This is a genomic window from Dactylosporangium sp. CA-139114, assembly GCF_050955725.1.
GTDB lineage: Bacteria > Actinomycetota > Actinomycetes > Mycobacteriales > Micromonosporaceae > Dactylosporangium.
Genome location: NZ_CP192080.1, coordinates 766,012 through 789,176, shown reverse-complemented (window position 1 = coordinate 789,176; position 23,165 = coordinate 766,012). Strand labels below are relative to the sequence as shown.

General features: G+C 72.8%; 17 protein-coding genes. 2 read left to right on the top strand and 15 right to left on the bottom strand.

Going from position 1 to position 23,165, the window contains the following annotated elements; genetic code table 11:
- Window positions 1-2: 2 nt before the first annotated feature.
- Entirely contained in the window at window positions 3-224 is a 222-nt protein-coding gene (locus ACQP2P_RS03610; RefSeq protein ID WP_433613240.1) for an FmdB family zinc ribbon protein, read from the bottom strand.
- Between the two features lie 55 nt (window positions 225-279).
- On the opposite strand from ACQP2P_RS03610, the gene ACQP2P_RS03605 reads away from it, so the two are divergent.
- The gene (locus tag ACQP2P_RS03605; protein ID WP_433613238.1) at window positions 280-1,410 is read left to right on the top strand and encodes a lytic transglycosylase domain-containing protein; all 1,131 of its coding nucleotides are present in this window, start codon (window positions 280-282) and stop codon (window positions 1,408-1,410) included.
- A 165-nt stretch (window positions 1,411-1,575) separates the two neighbouring features.
- Window positions 1,576-2,577 (top strand): GNAT family N-acetyltransferase, encoded by a 1,002-nt coding sequence (locus ACQP2P_RS03600; RefSeq protein WP_433613236.1) that lies wholly within the window; start codon window positions 1,576-1,578, stop codon window positions 2,575-2,577.
- A gap of 330 nt (window positions 2,578-2,907) precedes the next feature.
- On the opposite strand, the gene ACQP2P_RS03595 is transcribed toward ACQP2P_RS03600, so the two are convergent.
- The 14 genes from ACQP2P_RS03595 to ACQP2P_RS03530 form a co-directional block, all read right to left on the bottom strand.
- Window positions 2,908-3,822, bottom strand: a complete 915-nt coding sequence (locus ACQP2P_RS03595; RefSeq protein ID WP_433613234.1) for a DUF3152 domain-containing protein — start codon at window positions 3,820-3,822, stop codon at window positions 2,908-2,910.
- Between the two features lie 125 nt (window positions 3,823-3,947).
- Window positions 3,948-6,020 (bottom strand): ThuA domain-containing protein, encoded by a 2,073-nt coding sequence (locus ACQP2P_RS03590; protein ID WP_433613232.1) that lies wholly within the window; start codon window positions 6,018-6,020, stop codon window positions 3,948-3,950.
- Complete coding sequence (locus ACQP2P_RS03585) at window positions 6,017-8,872, bottom strand: PQQ-dependent sugar dehydrogenase (protein WP_433613230.1); 2,856 nt, start codon at window positions 8,870-8,872, stop codon at window positions 6,017-6,019. The genes ACQP2P_RS03590 and ACQP2P_RS03585 overlap by 4 nt, the downstream gene beginning before the upstream one ends.
- A gap of 266 nt (window positions 8,873-9,138) precedes the next feature.
- Window positions 9,139-10,071, bottom strand: coding sequence for an endo alpha-1,4 polygalactosaminidase (locus tag ACQP2P_RS03580; protein WP_433613229.1), 933 nt, complete (start codon window positions 10,069-10,071; stop codon window positions 9,139-9,141).
- Window positions 10,068-10,694: a spherulation-specific family 4 protein gene (locus tag ACQP2P_RS03575; RefSeq protein WP_433613227.1), complete on the bottom strand. Its 627-nt coding sequence runs from the start codon at window positions 10,692-10,694 to the stop codon at window positions 10,068-10,070. Before ACQP2P_RS03575 ends, ACQP2P_RS03580 begins: the two co-directional genes overlap by 4 nt.
- On the bottom strand, window positions 10,691-12,133 hold the full coding sequence (locus ACQP2P_RS03570) for a hypothetical protein (RefSeq protein WP_433613225.1): 1,443 nt from the start codon (window positions 12,131-12,133) through the stop codon (window positions 10,691-10,693). The genes ACQP2P_RS03575 and ACQP2P_RS03570 overlap by 4 nt, the downstream gene beginning before the upstream one ends.
- A gap of 197 nt (window positions 12,134-12,330) precedes the next feature.
- Window positions 12,331-13,797: a GT4 family glycosyltransferase PelF gene (pelF, locus tag ACQP2P_RS03565; protein ID WP_433613223.1), complete on the bottom strand. Its 1,467-nt coding sequence runs from the start codon at window positions 13,795-13,797 to the stop codon at window positions 12,331-12,333.
- Between the two features lie 10 nt (window positions 13,798-13,807).
- Window positions 13,808-15,817, bottom strand: coding sequence for a hypothetical protein (locus ACQP2P_RS03560; protein WP_433613221.1), 2,010 nt, complete (start codon window positions 15,815-15,817; stop codon window positions 13,808-13,810).
- Between the two features lie 17 nt (window positions 15,818-15,834).
- Complete coding sequence (gene galE / locus ACQP2P_RS03555; protein WP_433613219.1) at window positions 15,835-16,797, bottom strand: UDP-glucose 4-epimerase GalE; 963 nt, start codon at window positions 16,795-16,797, stop codon at window positions 15,835-15,837.
- A 269-nt stretch (window positions 16,798-17,066) separates the two neighbouring features.
- The gene (hemB, locus tag ACQP2P_RS03550; RefSeq protein ID WP_433613217.1) at window positions 17,067-18,047 is read right to left on the bottom strand and encodes a porphobilinogen synthase; all 981 of its coding nucleotides are present in this window, start codon (window positions 18,045-18,047) and stop codon (window positions 17,067-17,069) included.
- A gap of 14 nt (window positions 18,048-18,061) precedes the next feature.
- Window positions 18,062-19,645, bottom strand: coding sequence for a uroporphyrinogen-III synthase (locus ACQP2P_RS03545; RefSeq protein WP_350612247.1), 1,584 nt, complete (start codon window positions 19,643-19,645; stop codon window positions 18,062-18,064).
- Window positions 19,629-20,519, bottom strand: a complete 891-nt coding sequence (gene hemC / locus ACQP2P_RS03540; protein WP_433618956.1) for a hydroxymethylbilane synthase — start codon at window positions 20,517-20,519, stop codon at window positions 19,629-19,631. The genes ACQP2P_RS03545 and hemC overlap by 17 nt, the downstream gene beginning before the upstream one ends.
- A gap of 35 nt (window positions 20,520-20,554) precedes the next feature.
- Window positions 20,555-21,874: a glutamyl-tRNA reductase gene (locus ACQP2P_RS03535; RefSeq protein WP_433613215.1), complete on the bottom strand. Its 1,320-nt coding sequence runs from the start codon at window positions 21,872-21,874 to the stop codon at window positions 20,555-20,557.
- A 265-nt stretch (window positions 21,875-22,139) separates the two neighbouring features.
- A complete protein-coding gene (locus tag ACQP2P_RS03530) occupies window positions 22,140-22,862 on the bottom strand; it encodes a redox-sensing transcriptional repressor Rex (RefSeq protein WP_433613213.1) in 723 nt (240 codons plus the stop codon).
- Between the last annotated feature and the right edge of the window lie 303 nt (window positions 22,863-23,165).

Genomic DNA, 23,165 nt, shown 5'->3' with positions numbered 1-23,165 from the left:
TTTCAGCAACCGCAGGCGCCGCCGCAGCAGCCGCCGCCGGAGCCCGCGGCCGCGCCCCCGCCCGCGCTCCCGCCCGAGGCCCCGCCGACGGCCACCGTGGACAGCAGCTTCACCGTGTCGTCGTGCCCCGCCGGACAGGCGGTCTTCACATTCGCTTCACGCATCGGGCGCTGCACCTCGAAGGTGTCGCCGCAGGCCCGGCACCGATATTCGTAACGTGGCATTGCCACAGGCTATGCCACGTTGGCACATGCCCGGGAATTCGGAATACTCAACCTCGTGGCAAGCGACGACGAGAAGCCGGAGGGCCAGCGACCGACCACAATGGACACTCCACCGACCCCCTCCGTCCGGCCCCCGACCCCCCGGGACGCGGACGAGCGGGCGATCCCGGTGGAGATCCTTGCGCCGCAGCTGGGCCAGTCCACTGACCCGAAGCCGCCCCACCAGCCCAAACACGCGGCCGAGGAAGGGCGGCGACCCAGCTGGTTCCAGTCGCGGCGGGCGGCGGACGTGCTGGAGGCGCGCCCCGAGAAGTCGGCGCGCGCGGTGGCCCGGCGCGAGTGGTTCGACCAGGTCAGGACCCGGCCCGGCTTCCGGTTCCTGCTGCCCGGCGTGCTGCTGCTCGTGCTGCTCACGGCGGCCGGGATGGCCGGCAGATACGTGGTGCCCGCGGCGGCCAAGCCGCGCGTGGACGCCTCCGCGTCCGGGGCGGCTCCGGGCGGTACCAACGGCGTCCCCCCGATGACGGGAGCACCGGAGACCGGCGAGGCCCCGCGGCCCGAGAACCCGTCCGCGTCACCCACCTTCAGCCCCCCGGCCGGCATCCACCAGCGCCCGGCCGACGTCTACGGCGCGTGGGCGGGCACCCGGTCGGTGCGGCTGAACATCCCGGTCGTGGCGCTGCAGGCGTACGGCTACGCGGAGGCGGTCACCGCGCGCTCGACCCCGAAGTGCCACCTGACCTGGACCACCCTCGCGGGCATCGGCAAGGTCGAGTCGGACCACGGCCAGACCAACGGTTCGGTACTGCAGGACGACGGCCGATCCGTCCCGCCCATCGTCGGCCCGCCGCTGGACGGGCAGAACGGGCGGCAGTCCGTGGCCGACACCGACCAGGGCGCGCTGGACACCGACCGGACCTGGGACCGTGCGGTCGGGCCGATGCAGTTCCTGCCGGCCACCTGGAAGCAGTACGGCCTCGACGCCGACGCCGACGGGGTGATCGACATCAACGACATCGACGACGCGGCGCTGACGGCGGCCGCGTTCCTGTGCGACAACGGGCGGGATCTGGCCACGCTGGAGGGGTGGAACGCGGCCATTCACGCGTACAACGTGCCTGAGGAGTACCGGGCGGCCGTCTTCAACGCCACCAACGACTACGGGCGCAAGGACCGGCAGAGCTAGGCTTCCGCCCTTCGAGGCCCGGCCTTCCGCCCCTGCCGAGGCCGGGCCCGCCCCGGCCTCGGCAGAGGCGGCGGGACCTGGCGAAACCGGCGCTCAAGGTAGATCAATGCCACGCTCTGCGCTCTGGTACTTCCGCTCAGCCACAAACAAGGGCAGGCTTAGGGCGTGAAGGTGCGCGAATGGGACCCAGGGACCGCGCCCGCGGCCGAGCTCGAGGCGGTCCTGCGGGCGCTGAACGAGATCGTGGCGGTCGACGTGCCCGAGGACCCGCCGTGGCGCGAGACCATGTTCCGGGAGTATCTTGCCGTCACCATGCCGGGTGAGCGGCGCACGTCGTGGCTGGCCACCAGCGACGGCGGGGAGATCCTCGGGCACGCGAGCCTGCTCGCGCTCGAGGACATCGGGGTGCTCGAGCTGTCGGTGACCCCGAGCGCCCGCCGGAGCCGGGTCGGCAGCGCGCTGCTGGCCGCCGTGGCGCGCCGCGCCGCCGAGGAGGGCTTCGAGTCCGTCGGCGTCGAGGTGATCGGCGGCACCCCGAGCGTGCAGTTCTTCGAGGCGCACGGGTTCGAGTGCGCCTTCATCGAGATGCGCAACCTGCTCGACCTGGGCGGCGTGGACTGGCTGCGGCTGGGCGAGATGGCGGCGGGGATCGGCGCCGGCTACCGCATCGAGTACTACCCCGGCGGCCCGCCCCCGGAGCTCTACGCCGGCTACGCCGCGGCCAAGGAGGCCGCCCGCGCCGCGGTCGTCGACGATCTCGCGCTGCGCCCGAGCTCGTACGACTCCGAACGGCTCGCCGCGAGCCTGCGCACCCTGCACGCGCGGGGGCTCAAGCCGTACATCGTGCTGGCCGTCCACGAGCAGTCCGAGACGATCGCGGGCCTGACCGAGGTCGTGGTGCCGGCCCAGCGCCCGACGCGCGCGGACCAGTACGACACGATCGAGGTCCCGAGCCACCGCGGCTACGGCATCAGCCGCGCGATCAAGGCCCGCATGCTGTTCGAGCTGCGTGCGGCCGAGCCTCACCTCCTCGACGTGCAGACGTGGAACGCGCTGGAGAACGAGCCGCTGCTGCAGGTCAACGCCGAGCTGGGCTTCCGGCCGGACCGCGAGTGGCGCGAATACGAGGCCGATGTCGTCGACCTCCTGCGCCGGCTCAAGAGCTGAACCCGCCGGCTCAAGAGCTGAACCCGCGCCGCCGCCCAGCCACCCCGCCGGCGGCCGCCGCGGTGCCCAGCGAGCCGATCAACTCGGCCCGGAACCGCGCCGGCCGGCAATCACGCCCGCCCGGCAAAGCCCGCGCGTCACCCGGCCGGCCAGCCCGCATCACCCGGCAAACCAGCAACCGGCGACGCGACCGCACCGCCCGGCTACAAGGACCGCGTCGAAACACAAGATCGGCCGTTGCGCCCGCCTCATATTTCAAACTCATTTTAGCCGACGCCGAAAAATCGCCCCGATGATCATGACTCGGGGTGACGGCGCCTCACCCCAGTGTCAGCTCGATGCCCACGGGCCCGTCACGAAAGTGCCGTCCGTGGTAAAGGGGAAAGCGTTGGGCTTGCAGCCGTTCAAGGCGATCGTCTGCGTCTGCATCACCGGCGCCACCTGGCCCGAGCCCGGGCACTTCATGTGGTCGAAGCCGAGAAAATGGCCCATTTCGTGCAGGACCGTCATCGCGTGGAAGTCGATCCCCGCCGGGAAGCCGTCGATGCCCTTCAGCCACCGGCGCAGGTTCAGCAGGATCGTCTTGCCGTAGCGGCAGGAGTAGATGCCCTGCGTCGTCACGCCGACGGCCTTGCACAGCTTGTCCACGGTGCCCGGCGTCGCCAGCTTCAGCGTCACGTCGTAGTCCGAGCCGCTCACGCGCTGGAACTTCCAGCTCGCCCCGCTGATCTTGTTCGGCTGGTAGGTCACCGGGTGCTCGGCCGACTTCGTCCAGCCGTCCGGCGACGCGATCGCCCGGTCGACCTCGGTCGCCAGGGTCGCGGTCGTCCAGACCGGGTTGCTGCCCCAGGTGATGCCGTTCTCCATCTCGACGCGGTACTGCACCAGCGTCGCCGCGTCCGCCGAGCCGACGACGTCGGTGCCGCCCGTCGCCACGGTGAACGTGCCGCTCGCGGTGTTGGGCACGCCGTCGTTCGTGTTGGCCTTGCCGCCGCCGGTGTCCCCGCCGGGGTTGACCTTCTTGCCCGTGGCCGAGGGCCTCGGGCCGGCGGACTTCTTCGGGGCCGGCGCGAGCTCGGCGGCGCCCTCCAGCTGGCCCACCGGGAAGGGATCGGAGCTCGACGGCGCCTCGAACGACGCCGCCGCGTCGGCCGGCGGGGACGACACCGCGTTCGTTCCGCAGCCCGCCAGCACGGACAGTAGCGCCACCGTCAACCCGATGCGTCTCGCTCTGGTCCCCAGCACGCGCCGAGCCTAGGGGAACTTGCCCATCAATGCTGCCCCCCGATGGAATCCGTCACGGTAAGCAACGCGAGGGAGGGGACTGTACGTCTTCACTCAGTCCCCTCCCTCCGAAACCCGTCAGGACATCAGGCCGGCAGGGTCCACTTCTGGGCGCCGGTGCCGTTGCAGGTGTAGAGCTGCACGGCGGTCCCGTCGGTGGAGACGCCGCCCGCCACGTCCAGGCACTTGCCCGACTGCGGGTTGCGCAGCGAGCCGTCGGCCTGGGCGGCCCAGTTCTGGGCGCCGGAGCCGTTGCACGTCCACAGCTGGATCTTGGTGCCGTCGGAGGAGCCGCCGCCGGAGACGTCCAGGCACTTGTTCAGGGCCCGCAGCGTCTGGCCCGACACCGTCCAGTTCTGGGCGCCGGAGCCGTTGCAGCCGTACAGCTGGATCTGCGTCCCGTCCGCCGTGCCCGCGCCCCGCACGTCGAGGCACTTGCCCGCGAGGCCGCGGATCGGGCCGCTCACGACCGTGGTGCCCTTGACGAACGTGAAGTCGTCCAGGTCGAACAGGCCGGTCCCGGTGCCCGTGAACGTCAGGTACACGTTCGCCGTCCCCGCGGGCACGCCGGTCAGCGGGGTGCTGACGTCGGCGTACGTGTCCCAGCTGCCCGTGTTGGGCACGGTGACGGTGCCGAGGATCGGGCCGGTGGTCGAGCCCGTGCGCACCTGGATCTGGCCGCCGGGGCCGCCGGAGACGACCCGGGCGCGCAGCGAGGTCGAGCCGCCGATGGTGAGCCCGTTGTACGCCGCCCAGTCCCCCGGCTCGATGTAGCCGAGCGTCTGGCCGTTGTGCGCGCCCGCCTTCGTGTACGGCTGCACCCCGCTCGCGGAGCTGAACAGCTCCGCCTGCTGGGCGTCGTCCGCCGAACGCAGGCGGATGTTGCGGAACGACACGTTGTCGCCCGCGCCGTGGTTCTGGATGCCGATGTACCCGTCGAGGTTGCGGGCCGGGTCGGTGTTGGTGAAGTCGTTGATCAGCGAGCCGTTGAGGTACACCCGGATCCGCTGCCCCTCGACCGAGATCTCGTAGGTGTTCCATGCGCCGGGCGGGTTGAGCGCGGCGTCGCGGGCGGCGATGTTCGCGGACTGGAAGTTGTAGATCGCGCCGGTGGTGTGATCGGGCGTGTCGGTGGCGTCGATCTGGATCTCGTACCCCTGGTTGATCGCGATGTTCGGGTCGTTGCCCGGGTTCGGGAACCCGACGTAGACGCCCGAGTTGCTGTCTCCCGTGATCCGGAAGTCGGCCTTGAGCGAGTACGACGTGCCGAACTGCTTCGCGGAGTACCAGTACAGCCCCAGGCCGCCGGTGGAGCTCAGGGTGGCGTCGGCGTTGGTGAAGCCGCCCGGGCCGGCCTGCGACCAGCCGGTCGTGGAGCCGTTGTAGAGCGCGGTGTAGCCGGTCTCGGGCCGGCAGTCGGCCTGGGCGCGCTTCGCGGCGTACCGGATGCCGCCCAGCAGCTCGTTGCGGAAGTTGCCGTCGGCGTACGACTCCTGCGTGTGCCCGAACCCGGTGTAGAACGACCGTCCACTGTCGACCGTCTTGCACCAGGTGATCGGGTGGTCGGCGCCCATCGAGCCGCCGGAGTACGAGGACTCGTCGAGGGTGGCGAGCACGTGCGCGCTCGCGCGCGGGTTGGTCTGGTAGTTGTACAGCTCGTCGGTGCGGGTCCAGACCTGCGGCAGGTGCGCGGTGGCCGGGTTGGCCCGGTCCTCCGTGCGCGAGTTGACCTGCTGGATCGCGGGGTGGCTGGCGAACCAGGCCCCGACCAGCTGGCCGTAGAAGGGCCAGGAGTATTCGGTGTCGGCGGCCGCGTGGACGCCGACGTAGCCGCCGCCCCCGCGGATGTAGGACTCGAACGCCGCCTGCTGGGTGTCGTTGAGCACGTCGCCGGTGGTGCTCATGAACACCACGGCCTCGTACTGGGCCAGGTTCGCCGTCGTGAACGCGTTGGCGTCCTCGGTGGCGGTGACGGTGAAGTTGTTCGCCGCGCCGAGGTCGCGCACGGCCTGGATGCCGGCCGGGATCGCGTCGTGGCGGAAGCCCGCGGTCTTGGAGAAGACCAGGACGTCGTACGGCGAGTCGGCGGCCCGCGCCGGGGCGGCCACCAGCAGGCCGCAGACCAGGATCGCGGCGAACGTCAGAGCTCGGAGCCTCATGGCAGGGTCCACTTCTGCGCGGTGGTGCCGTTACAGGTGTAGAGCTGCACGACGGTGCTGTCGGCGGAGTTCGCCCCGGCCACGTCGAGGCACTTGCCGGAGGCCGGGTTCTTCAGCGAGCCGTCCGCCTGCGGCACCCAGTTCTGGGCGCCGGTGCCGTTGCACGTCCACAGTTGCACCTTGGTGCCGTCCGCGGTCGCGCCGCCGGAGATGTCCAGGCACTTGCCGAGCACCTTGAGCTGCTGGCCGGCCACGACGACGACCTGGGCGCCGGTGCCGTTGCAGGTGTAGATCTGCATCTGGGTGCCGTCGGCGGAGCCGGCGCCGCGGGCGTCGAGGCACTTGCCCGCGAGCCCCTTCACCGGCCCGACGCCGTTGCCGCCGGCCCCGGTGACGAAGGTGAAGCTGTCGAGGTCGAACAGCGCGGCCGTGGTGCTGCCGGAGAACGTGAGGTACAGCGACGTCGTCCCGGCGGGTGCGTTGGTGATGGGGCCGCTCACGGTCGTGAACGTCTCCCAGGAGCCGGTCACGGGCACCGTCGCGGAGCCGATCACCGTGCCGGTGGGCGAGCCGGTGCGCAGGGTCAGCGTGCCGCCCGCGCCGCCGGAGGAGACCCGGGCGCTGAACGAGGTCGCGTTGTTCAGCTTGTACGGGTCGAAGCCGATCCAGTCGCCGTTGTTGATGTTGCCGACGGTCTTGCCGCCCTCGGCCGACGGCTTGGTGATCTGGTCGACGCCGAGGAAGGACTTGAAGAACTCGCCCTGCCGGTAGCGGGGCGCCATGATGCTCTGGGCGTGGACGGTGAGCCCGCCCTTGTCCGTGTACTGCGCGTCGAAGATCGGGAAGATGTTCGACGCCGAGTCGTGCTCGCCGTCGACCGGGATGGTGATCGTGCCCGCGCAGCCGGTCTGCGAGGTGATCGCGTGCGCGTGCTGGTCGTGGCCGAGCACGTAGGTCATCGTGACCTTGCCGCAGTCGATGGCCCCGTCCTCGGGGTCGGTGACGGTGACGCTCCACGGCACCGAGTCACCGAACGACACGAGCTGCCCGGGCCGGGGCCCGTTGATGACGACCGTCGGCGCGGTGTTGCCGACGCTGATGATCACGCCGGCGGTGCCGATGGCGCCCTGCGGGTCCTTGGCGGTGAGGGTGACCGAGTAGGTGCCGTTGGCGGTGTACGTGTGCGACGGGTTGGCGGCGGTCGAGGTGCCGCCGTCGCCGAACGTCCACGCGTAGGTGAGCGCGCCGCCCTCGGGGTCGGTGGAGCCCGCGGAGGAGAAGTTCACGGCGAGCGGGGCCGAGCCGGAGGTGACGTTCGAGCTCGCGACGGCGGTCGGGGCCCGGTTGCCGCCGGCGCCGACGTAGTCGTAGCGGTAGAGGGCGGAGTTCTGGTCGCCGTTGAAGTAGCCGGTGCCGTAGTCGAGGACGTACAGCGACCCGTCGGGGCCGAACTGCATGTCCATGACCTGCTTGCCGTTCCACGGGAAGTTGTCGATCGCGCCCGGGGAGCCGTCGGCATTGATCTTGATCGGCTTGATCCAGCCGCGGCCGAACTCGCCGGCGAAGAAGAGCCCGTCGAGGGACTGCGGGAACTTCGTGGTCGACGGGTTGGCGGCGTCGTAGTGGTACACCGGGCCGCCCATCGGCGACTCCGAGCCGCCGCCGAACTCGGGCGGGCTGCCCGCGTCGCCGCCGTAGCGGATCCACGCCGGCTTGGCCGGGGGCAGGGTGGTCAGGCCGGTGTTGCGGAACGAGTTGTTGGTCGGGCCGCCGGCGCAGTTGTACTTCGCGCCCGTGGCGTTCGTGGCGAAGTTCCACTCGTTGTAGGTCTCGGTGCTGGTGTTCGCGCCGGTGCAGTACGGCCAGCCGTAGTTGCCGGGCGCGGTGATCCGGTTGAACTCGACCTGCCCGGACGGGCCGCGGTTGGGGTCGGTGGCGCCGGCGTCGGGGCCGTAGTCGCCGACGTAGACGATGCCGGTGGCCTTGTCGACGGTCATGCGGTACGGGTTGCGGAAGCCCATCGCGTAGATCTCGGGCCGCGTGTTCGCGGTGCCGGGGGCGAAGAGGTTGCCGCTGGGGATGGTGTACGTGCCGTTGGCGGCGACCTTGATGCGCAGGATCTTGCCGCGCAGGTCGTTGGTGTTGCCCGCGGAGCGCTGGGCGTCGTAGGCGGGGTTGCGCTCGGTGCGCTCGTCGAGCGGCGAGTAGCCGGCGGAGTCGAACGGGTTGGAGTCGTCGCCGGTGGACAGGTACAGGTTGCCCGCGGCGTCGAAGTCGATGTCGCCGCCGACGTGGCAGCAGATGCCCCGGTTGGCGGGCACGTCGAGGATGTTGACCTGGCTGGCCATGTTCACGCTGAAGTCGGCGTTGAGCGTGAAGCGGGACAGCCGGTTGACGCCCGTCCACGTGGTCCAGGTGGCGGCGGTGCCGGTGGCGGGGGCGTCGCCGGCCGGGGTGGACAGGGGCGGGGCGTAGTACAGGTAGATGTACCGGTTACTCGCGAAGTTCGGGTCCGCGGCGACGCCCTGCAGCCCCTCCTCGTCGTGGGTGTAGACGGGGATGTTCGCGATGACCGTGGTGGTGCCGCCCGCGTCGGTGCGCCGCAGGGTGCCGTTGCGGGCGGTGTGCAGCACGGACCGGTCGGGCAGCACGGAGATGGTCAGCGGCTCGCCGACCTCGGGCTCGCCCTTGGCGAGGGTGACCTGCTGGAAGTCGGCCGCGTTGATGGCCGCGGCCGCGGGCGTGGCGGGCTCCGCGGCGAGGGTGAACGCGGTGGCGGTGAGGCTGGAAGCGACGAGGATCAGGGCGGCAGCTATTGGTCGCCATCGATGCCCGGAGGGTTGCTGGTTCACGGTGTCCCTTCCTGACGTGGTGAGGTGCCAGGCAGGGCGCGCGCCGTCGCGCCGGATGCCGGAGTCGACCCCGCGGCTCCGCCGCATCCGGTGCCGATCCGGATACATTGATGAAACGCGCTGGTGTCGTGGGGGACACACTAGGGGCTTTAGCTACGGCTGTCCATACTTTGCATCTTCGATGCCGTAACTTTTGCTCGAACGATAAAAAGGCTCCCGGTCATGTGCTGTCGCCATGGGGGCTCAGCTGGGCGCCGGGAGGCCGGCTAACAGGTCTCGCGCCAGGCGTCGAGCTCCGTCTTCTTCTTCATCGACGAGAAGCGCAGGGCCTTGGTCTTGGCGCAGAAGGAGCCGGTGGAGCCGTCGTACTCGACGTGGAAGACCGGCTTGCCGGCGCTGGTGAAGACCTTCAGGGCGTCGCACTCGTCGTAGCGCGCGCACTCCTCGTTCACGGCGAAGTCGAAGGCGGGCGCGAGCGCCGCGGCCTGCTCGACGTCGTTCTTGAGACCCACCCCGAGCCCGGCGCGGTGGGCGAGGTCGGCCACGCGCCGGTTGAAGGTCAGCTGGTCGGCGGCGGTGAGCGGGAAGCCGCTGCTGTTGCTGTAGCCGTCGACGTTGTCCGGCTCCACCGCGTCGAAGCCCTTGTCCTTGCACTGCCGGAACCGGGCCGACAGCAGCGGCTCGAGCACGTCCCAGCGCCGGATGTCGAGCCACTTCTCCCCCGGCCAGCCGTCGAGGCCCTTGCCCTGCACGGACTCCGGGAAGTTCCGGGCGTCGGCGCGGAAGTCCTCGTGGGCGCCCACGTTCACGTAGCAGATGACGTGCCGGCCCGCGGCCTTGAGCGCGGCCACGTCAGCGGCCGAGGTGTTGGCGCCGTCGACGTCGTAGACCTCGGCCGGGACGGACTTGTCCAGCACCCCGGTGAGCTGCCACTGCCAGGTCAGCCCGACCGCCGGCTTCCACCAGCCGCCCGCGGGCGGGGCCGCGGCGCCGGACGGGCCCGCCGAGCCCGGCGGGGACGCCGGCGCGGAGCCGAGACCGTCCGCATTGGACGGTCCGGCGCCCCCGGTGGCGGGGGCGTGCGAGCCGTCCCCGCCGATGCCCCGGCCGTGCTGGTCGCCGCCGGTGCAGGCGGCCGCGTAGAGCACGCTCACCGCGACGAGGCCGAGCAGCAGGACGCGCAGCCGGCGGGAGATCACCGCGCGGCGGCCCGGGTCCGCAGGGAGCTGGGGACGCCCTGATACGGCAGCGGCGCCGCGAGGTCCGTCACCAGCCCGTGCCCGGCCCGGCGCAGCAGCAGGGCCGTCGCCTCGCCCAGCCGCGCCGTCGGCACCCCGTAGACGAGGTGCGCGGCGTTGGGCCAGTCGCGATCGGTGGCCGGCTGCGCGGCGTAGGACTCCCATGGCCCCTCGAAGGTACACACCACGTCGGCGAGGGCCGCGTACCCGGGCAGGCAGCGGGTGCCGGGGTTGAGCACGACCGAGCCGCGCACCGCGCGCACCACCTGGGTCACGTAGGCGAGCCCGGCCGCGTCGGAGGGCACCTGGTCGAAGAAGATGCCGCCGACCGGGTACTGCGACCAGCCCACGATGTCGCACCAGACCTCGCCGTTGGCGCGCCCGCCGTAGCCGAGGTCGACGTAGCCGAGCATGCGCACGCCGGCCTCGTGCAGGCGGGCGGTCGCCTCGGCGTAGACCTCGTCGCGGCCCGCGCCGGGTCCGTTGTGGACGTTGACGATCGTCCAGCAGGCCCCGCCGCGGGGCAGGCAGTCCCACGCCTCGGGGTCGGCCAGGGGGTGGACGTACAACGGCAGCAGCATCATGCTCGGTAACTCTCCGGATCACGCAGGACGAGCGCCGCGACGGCGAGCCCGGGCAGACCGGCCCCGAGCAGGGTCGCGACGGCGAGGGTTTCGGCGAACGTGGGCGCCACGTGGACCAGGGCCGGCGCCCAGTGCCCGACGCCCGTGACGAGCAGCGCCGGCCACCACACGACGATCGCGGCGGTGCCGGCGCGGCCGTGCGAGGCGAGCACCAGGCACAGCGCGTAGACGGCCATGAGCAGCACGGCCGCGGCGAAGGACTGCCCGCGCGCGAGCAGCCCGAACCAGACGGCCCCGGCGATGGCCGCGCCCACCACGACCGGGACGGCGAGCACGGCGACGGTGCCGGCGCTGATCCGGCCGAGCCGGCGGTCGAAGGCGAACCGGTCGGCCAGGTCGGCCCGCGCGGACGCGATGCGCCGCTGGTGCCACGCGAGGGTCAGTTCCATCAGCGGTACCCCGAGCAGCAGCGGCAATGCCGCCGGCGGCACCTGGTGCGGCGCGATCCCGTCGAGCGCGACGGTGCGCAGCAGCGCGGCCTGCCCGGTGCCGACGAGCCCGTAGAGGGCGGCGTAACCGATGTCGTGCCGCCACGTGCGCCACCGCCACCGGGTGACCCGGCGCGGGAATCGCTCGCGCAGCACGGGCAGGTAGGCGACCCCGACGAGCACGGCGACGCAGGCGAGCAGCCAGGACACGCTCAGGCCCCGGCCGAGCCCGGCCGTCGCCACCCAGCAGGGCACGACGGCCCCGATCACCATCCGCTCCCGGTTGGTCACCAGGGTCACCGCGGCCACGGCGAACAGCGCGAGCTGGACGGCGGCCACGACGTACGCGCGGGTGCCGGTGCCGATCAGCACCAGGCTCCACAGAGCGGCCAGGACGAGGAAGCCGGCCCCGAGCAGCCGCGCGGCCGCGGCGCGCCCGCGTTCGGACAGCGCCCGGTAGCCCAGGTACGACAGCGCCTGCCCGCCGCCCCAGCCGAGCATGAGCGTGCCGGTGGTGGCCAGCCCCGGCACACCGTCCACTTCGGACGACGCGCCGACGCCGATGACGAGCGGGGTCAGGTAGATGAGCGCGCGCAGGAGGGTGTCGGCGACGACCCGGCCCGCGCCGGGGCCCTCGGGCGGCACGGCGCGGATCTGCTGGGTGTCGGCCGCGTCGAGGGTGCGTGCGACCACGCGCCCGGCGAGCACGAAGACGGACGGGGCGCCGTACTCGCGGTCGGCGACCCTGTCGTTGATGCCGTTCGCCTCCAGGATGGCCGCGATCTCGTCGATGTCGACGGCGCTGAGGCAGTCGTCGCGCATCTTGTCCGCGAGCGCGGCGACCGGGTCGGTGGCGACCCGGCCGACGTAGCGCAGCGGCTCCGGGCGGTCGAGCTCGCTGGGCCGCGCCCGCCGCTGCGCGGGCACGATCACCAAGGAATCACCGCTCACGCCGGCACCTCCGCTCCGTACCGCTCACGCCGACACCTCCGCTTCGCTCCGGCGTCGGCGCGAGACCCAACTGCATCCCCGGTTCGCGGCCACTCCGCTCCGTACCGCTCACGCCGACACCTCCGCTTCGCTCCGGCGTCGGCGCGAGACCCAACTGCATCCCCGGTTCGCGGCCACTCCGCTCCGCTCCGTACCGCTCACGCCGACACCAGCTGACCGGCGGGCTCCGGGACGAGGGAGCGGTACCTGGCGCGGTAGGCGGACACGCAGCGGTCCAAGGTGTACTCCGACAGCGCCCGCCGCCGTCCACTGTGGCCGATCGTGGCCCGGAACTCGGCCGAGGACAGGAACGCCACGCACGCGGCGGCGAACGCGGCCGGGTCCCGCGGCGGCACCACGAGGCCCGCGTTGCCCACGGCCTCGGCCACGCCGCCGACGTCGGTGCTCACCGTGGGGCGGCCGCACATCATCGCCTCCAGCACGGTGTACGGCATCCCCTCCGAGATGCTCGACAGCGCCGCCACCTGCCCGGCGGCGAACGCGTCGCGGCTGGACGCGCACGGCCCGGCCCACGTCACCGCGGCGCCGAGCCCGAGGGACTCGGCGACCGCGCGGCAGTCGGCGGCGTAGGACTCGTTGCCGTCGGGGACCGGGCCGGCCAGGTGCAGCCGGGCGTCGGGGATGGACTGCCGGACGATGGCGAGGGCGCGGATGAGCGTCTCGAGGTCCTTGAGCGGGTCGATGCGCCCGACCCAGGAGATGACCGGCTCGTCGGGCTCGCCGGGCAGGGGCGCGAAGCGCTCCGGGTCGACGCCGTTGCCGATGACGGCAAGCTTGGCCGGGTCGGCGCCGTGGCGCACCGCCCAGCGCGCGTTGAACCCGCTGACCGGGGTGACCAGGTCGGCCTCCCAGTACGCCAGGCGCGCCAGGGCCCGGTGGAAGCGCAGCAGCGCCGTCTTCACCCCGGGCGACTGGGCGCCGGCGGCGAGGTACCGCTCGCGCAGGTACACCCCGTGCTCGGTCATCAGGAAGGGCACCCCCAGGCGCCACTTCGCGGCGAGGGCGACCATCGCCGAGAGCCCGTTGGCGTTGGCGTGCACCAGCTGGGCGTCCTCGGGCAGCGGCGCGGCGAGCGGGCGGAGGGCGTGCTCCAGCAGCACCGCCGCCTCGTCCGCCTCCCGCAGCGTGAGCCGCGGCAGCCGGATGCCGTCGGCCGCGGCCCGGGCCCAGGCGTCGAGCAGGATGTCGGCCAGGCCGGCGCCCGCGAGCGGGTGCCGGCCCACGCGGCGGCCGAAGCGGGTGCGGCCCAGCACGTCGAGGCGGCCGGGAGCGCGGACCGGAAGCGCCAGCTCGGCGAGGGCCCGCAGGCCCTCGGCGAACAGGACGAGGTCGGGCGCCGAGTCGCCGAGCATGCCCCGGCAGAGCAGCCCCGCGGCCCGCTCGGCCCGGCCGCGCGCGGGGCGGGCCGGGCCCCAGACCGGCACCGGGCGCAGCGACCGGACGTTGCCGGGCAGCGCGACCGCGGGCCGGTCGGGCTCGGTGCCGACGATGGCGATGAGGTCCCACTCCACTTCGGACAGTCCGCGCACCAGCTGGTCGCACCAGGTGGTGACGCCGCCGGTGGCGTACGGGTAGGTGCCTTCGTTGACGAGGACGACGCGCACGGCGACCGGCTCAGCTCGGGAGGCTCAGCAGCTGGCGGCCGTTCTTGGCGACGCTGCGCCAGGCCGAGCGCTCGCCGCCGTAGGCCTCGCCGAACGCGCCGCCGCCGACCTCGAGGCCCAGCAGCGAGGCGGTGACGAGCGTCGTGCCGCTCGGCATGGTCAGCGGCACGTCCAGCGCGGCGCCCTTGTTGGTGACGGTGACCTTGCCGTCGAGCAGGTACGCCTCGATCTGGCGGCTCTGTACCGCGGCGGTCCAGGCCGCCTGGCGCCGGTTCTGCAGCGCGGTCTCGGCGAACTTCACGTTCACCACGGGGGTCGCGGTGGTGTAGGTGTTGCGGTACCGGGCGAGGACGGCGTCGAGCACCGGGTACAGGATCCGGTCCTCGGCGAGGTTGCTCTGGTGGGCGTAGTGCGGGGCCGGGTTCGCGGAGACCACGTGGTCGTAGGCGATGCGCGACTCCGCCGGCACGATGTACTTCGTGAAGCCGCTCGCGCCCAGCGGGCTGATGCAGGTCGACTGCGGGTTGTTCTCGCAGATGCCGCTGCCGCCGTCGGCCGCGCTGGTGTAGAGCCAGTTGTACTCGTCGACCTCCTCGGCGACGGTGGCCACGTTGTAGTAGATGTTCATCGGGAACCGGGGCACGGTGACGGCGTTGCCCACGGGCCGGGGGGTCTGTTCGCGGGAGGCGTCCGAGGCGACGTACCGGACCCCGTTGGCGTTGAGCGCGGGCGCGAGGTTCGGGTTGTCGGCCGGCATCTGCGGCAGCGTCTTCAGGCCGGAGTGCTCACCGGTGACGAGCTCGGTCGCGTCGATCGGGATGCCCTTGGACCTGGCCCAGTCGACGTTCTGCTTGATCTGCGCGGAGATGTCGGCCTGCGACACCCACTGGCCCGTGCACTTCCACGGCGACACCGTGAAGTCCTGGACGCAGCCGAGGTAGGTGTGCTCGTAGGTGTGGTTGATGAAGCGGAGCTGGCTCTTGTTCGCCACGACCGCCGCGGTGAGCGGGTCGCCGGGGCCGGCCTCGACGCTGCCGCCGCCGTTGAAGACGACGTCGAGCTTGACCCCGCGCGCCTTCTGCCACTGGACCAGCGCGTTCACGTCGTCCTTGGTCATGCGGATGGTCTGGTTGTACGGCAGGGTCGCCGGGTCCCGCCGCGGGTTGCAGTCGTCGCCGACGGTGCAGTTGTGCACGGTGTCCCAGCGGTCGTCGGGCAGGAGGACGTCGTCGACGTGGACGCTGAAGTAGTTGCGCGTGTAGCCGAGGTGGGTGCCGCGGGTCAGCCAGGTGATCAGGCCGTGCCCGAGCTCCATGGCGTGGGTCTGGAAGCGGTTGGCGGCCAGCGTCACCACGAGCTCCTCGCGGCCGTCGTGCGCGTAGACGCCCATGAGCGATCCGGTGGCCCCGCCGCCGGGCTTCGCCCCGTTGACCAGGGGCGTGAAGGTCGCACCGGAGGCGACGGCCGCGGCGCCGAGGTAGCCGAAGGACTCCGAGACCGCCGGGTCGCGGTCGTCGATCGGGACGGCGCCCTTGAGGTAGCCGAACCCGGCCGCCTTGCCGGCGTCGGTGACCTGCATGGTGGTGCCGTCGAGCACCCCGCTCCAGGTGTTGGTGAGGCCCACGTTCGAGCCGGCGAAGGTGTACGCGTCGATCTGGCGCACCTTGAACTCGCGCTCGAAGTCGGCCAGCGCGGTCGCCTCGGCCCCGGTCACCGAGCTCTCGTTCGGCACGATGACGCCCTGGAACCTGGCCCGGCGCACCCCGTCGACGGTGTCGGCGAGGTAGGCGGCGGTGAGCTGCGGGCGCCCGGACGCGGCCAGGTCCAGCGCGTCGTAGGGCACGCCCTCGCGGTCGAGCTGGGCGCGGAGGGTGTCGATGCCGGTGCTGTCGTCGTCGAGCACGAGCACGCGCAGGTCGATGCGCTGCTTGGGGGCGGCGGCGGCCAGCGCGGGCTGGGCGAGGGCGATGCCGGCGAGGCCCAGCAGGGCCAGCGATCCGGCGACGATCCGGGACTTCAAGGTGCTCGTGCTCCTTCTCAGGCGGCCTTGACGACTTCGGCGATCGATGAGGTGACGATGGCGTGCAGGTTGTGGCGGGCGCGCCAGCCGAGGCGGGCGCGGATGCGGGCGGGGCTGGCGACGACGGCGGCGGGGTCGCCGAGGCGGCGGGGGGCCTCGTCGTAGGGCAGCGGGCGGCCCAGCGCCCGGCCGACGGCGGCGATCATCTGCAGCACCGAGGCGCCCTCGCCGCGGCCGACGTTGAGCACCTCGTCGCGCAGCTCGTCCTCGTGCAGGGCGAGGGCCGCGCGCACGTGCGCGTCGGCGATGTCGGCCACGTGCACGTAGTCGCGCACGGCGGTGCCGTCGGCGGTCGGGTAGTCGGTGCCGAAGACGGTCGCCGGGATGCCGAGCGCGGCGGCGCGCAGCAGGCGGGGCACGAGGTTCGTGCCGCCCTCGTCGCGCAGGTGGGGGGCGGCGGCGCCGGCGACGTTGAAGTACCGCAGCGCGCCCCAGCGGAATCCGCCGCTCGCCGCGGCGTCGCGCAGCATCCACTCGCCGACGAGCTTGGTCCGGCCGTAGGCGTTCTCGGGCTCGGTGGGGTCCTGCTCGCGCACCGGGGAGCGGCGGGGCGTGCCGTAGACGGCCGCGCTGGAGGAGAACAGCACCGAGCGGGTGCCGGTCTCGGCCACGGCCGCGAGGACCGCGCCGAGGCCGTCGAGGTTGTCGCGGTAGTACCGCAACGGGTGCGCGGCCGACTCGGCGACGTCCTTGCGCGCGGCGAGGTGGATCACCCCGTCGGGCCGATGGCGGCGGAACACCTCGCGCACGGCCGCGGCGTCGCGCACGTCGGCGCGCAGCAGCGGCACCCCGAACGGCACCCGCGCGGCCCGGCCGGTGGACAGATCATCGACGACAATGCATTCGATGCCCGCCCCTTGCAGGGCGGCCACGACGTGCGCGCCGATGTAACCGGCGCCTCCGGTGACGAGCCATCTCACGATCAGCGCAACGAGGGCCTAACCCGCCCGATCGGGCAACTGTCGCGTTCCTGACACTTCGCGCAGACCGGATTTCACCGGCGCGGGGCCGTAACCAGGCCCATGACCTGCGACAACAATTCTGCGGCGGGACCGGCGGGGAAATCGCCGCGACACGCCCGAAATGCCCGATTTGGGCGATAACGTCCGGCGCCCCGACATGCCGACGGTCCGGCCTCCCCGCCGAGTTCGTCGTCGGCGGGAGGACCGGACCGGATGCCCGAGAGGCCTTAGATGCGGCTCAGGAGGCGGGCGGCCTCGCTCGCCCAGTAGGTCAGGATCAGCTGGGCGCCGGCCCGGCGGATCGACGTGAGCGTCTCCAGGATGACCCGCTCGCGCTCGAGCCAGCCGTTGGCGACCGCGGCCTCGACCATCGCGTATTCGCCGGAGACCTGGTAGGCGGCCACGGGCACGTCCACCACCTCGGCGATCCTGGTCACCACGTCGAGATACGGCAGCGCGGGCTTGACCATGACCATGTCCGCGCCCTCCTCGATGTCGAGGGCGACCTCGCGCAGGGACTCGCGCAGGTTGGCCGGGTCCTGCTGGTAGGCCTTGCGGTCGCCGGTGAGCGCGGACTCCACGGCCTCGCGGAACGGGCCGAAGAAGGCGCTGGCGTATTTGACCGCGTAGGCGAGCAGGGCGATGTCGGTGTGCCCGGCCCGGTCCAGCGCGCCGCGGACCACGCCGATCTGGCCGTCCATCATCCCGGACGGGCCGAGCACGTGGGCGCCGGCCTCGGCCTGGGCGAGGGCCATCAGCTCGTACTGCCGCAGCGTCGCGTCGTTGTCGACGGAGCCGTCGGCGGCCAGCACGCCGCAGTGCCCGTGCGAGGTGAACTCGTCGAGGCAGAGGTCGGCCATGACCACGGTGGCGTCGCCGACCTCGGCGATCACGTCACGGATGGCGACGTTGAGGATGCCGTCGGGGTCGACGCCGCCGGAGCCGGTCTCGTCCCGTGTCTGCGGCACACCGAAGAGCATCAGGCCGCCGACACCCTCGGCGACCGCCTCGGCCGCGGCCTTGCGCAGCGACTCCCGGGAGTGCTGCACGACGCCGGGAAGGGAGCTGATCGGCCGCGGCTCGGTCAGCCCCTCCTTCACGAACATGGGCAGGATCAGGTTGGACGGCTGCACGTGCGTCTCGGCCACGAGCCGGCGCATCGCGGGGGTGCGACGCAGCCGGCGCGGCCGGACCTCAGGAAAACCCACGGGAGTGACCCCCTTTAGCGAAACCTCAGGGCGGTAGGGCCCTGCACCTTCGAGCCGCGGCGCTGCTTCGCGGGCATCGCGGCGAGCTTCTCGCGCAGTTCCACAGCGTAGCTCGCCAGCGCCTCCACCAGGTCCGGTACGGAGGCGTGCGCGGGCTGCACGTCGACGCGCAGGCCGAACTCGACCGCCGTGTCCGCGGTCTTCGGCCCGATCACCGCGACGACCGTGCGGGCGTGCGGCTTGCCGGCGATGCCGACCAGGTTGCGCACCGTGGACGACGAGGTGAAGAGCACCGCGTCGAAGCCACCGGACTTGATCGCGTCGCGGATGTCGGCCGGCGGCGGGGCGGCGCGCACGGTGCGGTACGCCGTCACGTCGTCGACCTCCCACCCGAGCTCGGTGAGCCCGGCGGCGAGCGTCTCGGTCGCGATGTCGGCCCGCGGCAGGAGCACCCGGCCGACCGGGTCGAGTACCTCGTCGTGCGGCGAGAACTCGGCCAGCAGGCCCTCGGAGGACTGCTCGCCGCTGGGCAGCAGCTCGGGCACGATGCCGAAGCCGCGCACGGCCTCGGCGGTGGCCTCGCCGATGCAGGCGACCTTGACGCCGCCGAAGTGGCGGGCGTCGAGGCCGTGCTCGGCGAACTTCTCCCACACCGCGCGCACGGCGTTGACGGAGGTGAAGACGGTCCACGCGTAGCGGCCGTCGACCAGGCCCTTGATCGCGCGCTCCATCTGCGCCGGGGTGCGCGGCGGCTCGACGGCGATCGTCGGCACCTCGCACGGGATGGCGCCGTAGGCGCGCAGCCGCTCGCTCATCGCGCCGGCCTGCTCCTTGGTGCGCGGGACGAGGACCTTCCAGCCGTAGAGCGGGCGGTTCTCCCACCAGCCGAGCTTCTCGCGCTGCCCGACCCCGGCCCCGAGGCACAGCACCACGCGGCCGGCGAAGCCGAGCGCGGCGGCGACCATGCTGTCGACGCTGGAGGCGGAGCTGTACTGCGTCTCGCCCGTGCCGTCCCCGGTGATCGAGACCGGCGTGGCCGGGTCGACCCCGGCGGCGAGGAGCCCGTCGCGCACGGCGGCGAGGTCCCCGGCGTCGACGGCGAGGGCGGAGGAGCCGCGGGCCACGGCGGCGGCGACGGACTCGAAGTCGACGGACTGCACGTCGTCGACGTCGGCGGTCACGCGCACGCCGGGCAGCGGCACCCCGGCGTAGGTGGCGACGCCGGCGGCCTGGCCGATGCCGGGCACGACCTCGAACGGCACCGCGGTGCGAGCGACGGCCTGCACCTCCTTGAGCACCGTCTCGTGCGCCAGCGGGTCGCCGCCGACGAGGTGGATCGCGCGCAGGCCGGAGCGGGCCGCGGACAGCAGCACCTTGGCGACGTCGCCGGGGGCGCCCTCGGCCGGGCTGAACTGGCACTCCGGGTCGGCCTCGGCGCGGATGGCGGCGAGCAGCGGCTCCGGGACGTTACGGTCGTGGACGACGTGGTCGGCGGTCACCAGCGCCTCATGGGCGCGGCGCGTCAGCAGGCCAGGGTCGCCGGGGCCGGCCCCGACGAAGGCGATCCGGCCGGTGCTGCCCTTACGGGTGCGGGTCATGCTGCACTCCCAGTGCGTTGTCGGCGCCTTCTTCGCGTAGGTCGCGGGCCAGGGCTCGGCCCACCTCCGCGGCGTCGGCGAGCGTTCCGGTGCGAGAGAGCCGGAGGGCGAAGCCGCCGTCCGGGCTGAACACCGCACCGCGCAGATAAATCTCGGGCCCCTCATCGCCCTCGGCGACCTCGGCCAGTGCCGCGATCGGGGCGGAGCAGCCCGCCTCGAGCTCGGCCAACAGCGCCCGCTCGGCGGTGACCGCCACGCGGGTGTACTCGTCGTCGAGCGCGGCGAGAACCTCGCGCAGCTCGGCATCGTCTTCGCGGCACTCGACGGCCAGTGCGCCCTGCGCGGGGGCGGGCAGCATCAGCAGCGGATCGAGCACCTCGGTGGCCTCGCCGCCGCGGCCGAGCCGGGCGAGCCCGGCGTGCGCGAGGACGATGGCGTCGAACTCGCCCTCGGCGAGCTTGCGCAGACGGGTGTCGACGTTGCCCCGCAGCGGTACCGTCTGCAGCCGCCGCCCCAGCACGTGGATCTGGGCGATCCGGCGCAGCGCCCCGGTGCCGATCCGCGCGTCGTCGGGCAGCTCGTTGAGCGTGAGCCCGTCGCGGGCCACCAGCGCGTCGCGCGGGTCCTGACGGGCCGGGATCGCGGCCACGACCAGCCCCTCGGCCGGCGCGGTCGGCAGGTCCTTGAAGGAGTGGACGGCGAAGTCGATCTCCTTGGCCAGCAGCGCGTCGCGCAGGGCGGAGACGAACACGCCGACGCCGAGCTGCGGGATGGGCGCGCTGGAACGGTCGCCGGGCGTGACGATCTCGACCAGTTCGACGTCGCGGCCGGTGCGCTCGCGCACGGCGTCCGCCACGGTGGTCGACTGGGCCATCGCGAGCGCGCTGCCCCGGGTGCCGAGCCTCAACGTCACGGGTGCACCTCGGAAGCCTCGGCCGGATCGATGCCGGCGGTCGGGATCTGCAGATCGAACAGCTCGCGCAGCGCCTGAGCATAGGCCTCGCCGCCCGGGGCCGCCGCCAGTTGCCGCACGCGGACGGTCGGCTGGTGCAGCAGCCGCTGGACGATCCGGTGGATGCTGTGGGACACCTCGGCCCGGGCGTCGTCGCCGAGCTCGGGGCAGCGCTGGGCCAGCCGGCGCAGCTCGGCCTCGACGACCTCGTCGGCCCGGGCGCGCAGCGCGGCCACGGTCGGGGCCACGTCGGCGCCGCGCAGCCAGGTGAGGAAGGCCTCGACCTCGGTCGTGACGATCTCCTCGCCGGCCCGCTCCTCCGCGTCGGCGGTGGTGGACAGCGACTCGGACAGCAGCTCGATGTCGACGAGCGTGATGCCGGGCAGGTCGCGCACGGCGGGGGCGACGTCCCGCGGCAGGGCCAGGTCGAGCACGAGCAGGTCGTGCCCGGACGCGGCCCGGTCGGCGACGGCCCCGGCGAGCAGCGGCGCGTCGAGCACCGGCTCCGGCGAGGCGGTGGCGCTCACGACGACGTCGACCCGCTCGAGCAGCGACGGCAGCTCGGCGAAGGGCACCGCCTCGGCCCCGTGCAGCTCGGCGAGGCGCTCGGCGCGGGCGTGCCCGCGATTGGTCACGAACAGCGGCGCGGCCCCGGCCCGGCGCAGGGTCGCCAGGGACAGCGCGCCCATGGCCCCGGCGCCGATGACGAGCGCGGGCCGCCCCTCGACCGGCGCGGTGGCGCCCTGGCCGTAGGCGAGCGCGGCGCTGACCACGCTCTGCCCGGCCCGGTCGATCTCGGTCTCGGCGTGCACCCGCTTGCCGACGCGCAGGGCCTGCTGCAGCAGCTCGTGCAGGAGGCGTCCGGCCGTGCCCCGCTCGGCGGCGGTGCCGTAGGCGTCGCGGAGCTGGCCGAGGATCTGGGCCTCGCCGACGACCATCGAGTCGAGCCCGGCGGCGACGCGGAACGCGTGCCGGACGGCGTCGGCCTCGTAGTGCACGTACAGCTGGGGAGCCAGCTCGCTCATGGCGAGCCCGGCCCGGTCGGCGAGGACCCCGCCGATGTCGGCGAGGCCGCCGTGGAATGCGGTGACGGCGGCGTAGATCTCGACCCGGTTGCAGGTGGACAGCACCACGGCCTCGTCCACGTAGGGCAGCGCGACGAGCTCGGCGAGCACGGCCGGCATCTCGCCGGGGCCCAGCGTGACCCGCTCCAGCAGCGGCACCCCGGCGGTCCGGTGCGACAGCCCGACCACCAGCAGATTGACGCCCGCGGTCACGACGTCACCTCCGCTTCGCTCCGGTGCCGTCGCGACTGAAGCTGTGCCCCCTGGTGAGCGGCCTCTCCGCTGCGCTCCGAACCGCTCACGACGTCACCTCCGCTTCGCTCCGGTGCCGTCGCGACTAGAAGCTGTGCCCCCTGGTGAGCGGCCTCTCCGCTGCGCTCCGAACCGCTCACGACGTCACCTCCGCTTCGCTCCGGTGCCGTCGCGACTAGAAGCTGTGCCCCCTGGTGAGCGGCCTCTCCGCTGCGCTCCGAACCGCTCACGACGCCACCTCCGCCCCGTTGTGCTGCGGCTTCTGCACCGCCGGCAGGGCCGTGAGGGCCGACTTGCGATGCTCGTGGAAGGACAGGATCTGCAACTCGATGGCCAGATCGACCTTACGCACGTCGACGCCCTCGGGGACGTTCAGGACGCACGGCGCGAAGTTCAGCACGCTGGTCACGCCGGCGGCCACGAGCCGGTCGGCCACGTGCTGCGCGGCGTGCGCGGGCGTGGCGATCACGGCGATCGCGATCTGCTCCTGCAGCACGATCTCGGGCAGCTCGTCGATGTGCCGCACGGTCAGGCCGTTGATCTGCTCGCCGACGCGGCCGAGGTCGGCGTCGAAGAGGGCGGCGATGCGGAAGCCCCGGGTGCCGAAGCCCGCGTAGCCGGCGAGGGCGTGACCGAGATTACCCACGCCGACGAGCGCGACGGCCCGGCGGTGGGTGAGCCCGAGCACCTGCTCGATCTGGTCGATGAGCAGGGTCACGTCGTAGCCGACGCCACGGGTGCCGGTGCGGCCGAGGTGGGACAGGTCCTTGCGGAGCTTGGCGGAGTTGACCCCCGCGGCCGCGGCCAGACCCTCCGATGAGACCGTGTCGTGCCCTTCCTCACTGAGGTGATGCAGGGCGCGCAGGTACTCCGGAAGCCTGGCGACGGTCGCCTCCGGAAGGTCCGGAAAGTCCGGTCCGTCCGTTGGGCCGGTGCGCTGCTGGCTCATGAGTCTCCGAGACGACGACGACGGTGTACGAGCCCGCTCACGATGGCGGTTACCGCCTGTGCTAGCGGGATTCGTCGTTGCAACAGAGTAGGCGCTTGTGAAGCCGTGCACAAATCGCGATCTTGAAGAATCGGCGCCCACCACGTAGAGGTCAGCGCCCGCCCGTGCGGATCGCGCACAGGAGAAATGCCCCCGCGGCACGTGGTGCCCCCTTTCTCCGACGCGGTCGGCAGCGGGCGGGCGCTCCGGCCATTATTCGCACAAATCCGGCATTTGGTGCACCCGACACGCGGTCCTGGTGTT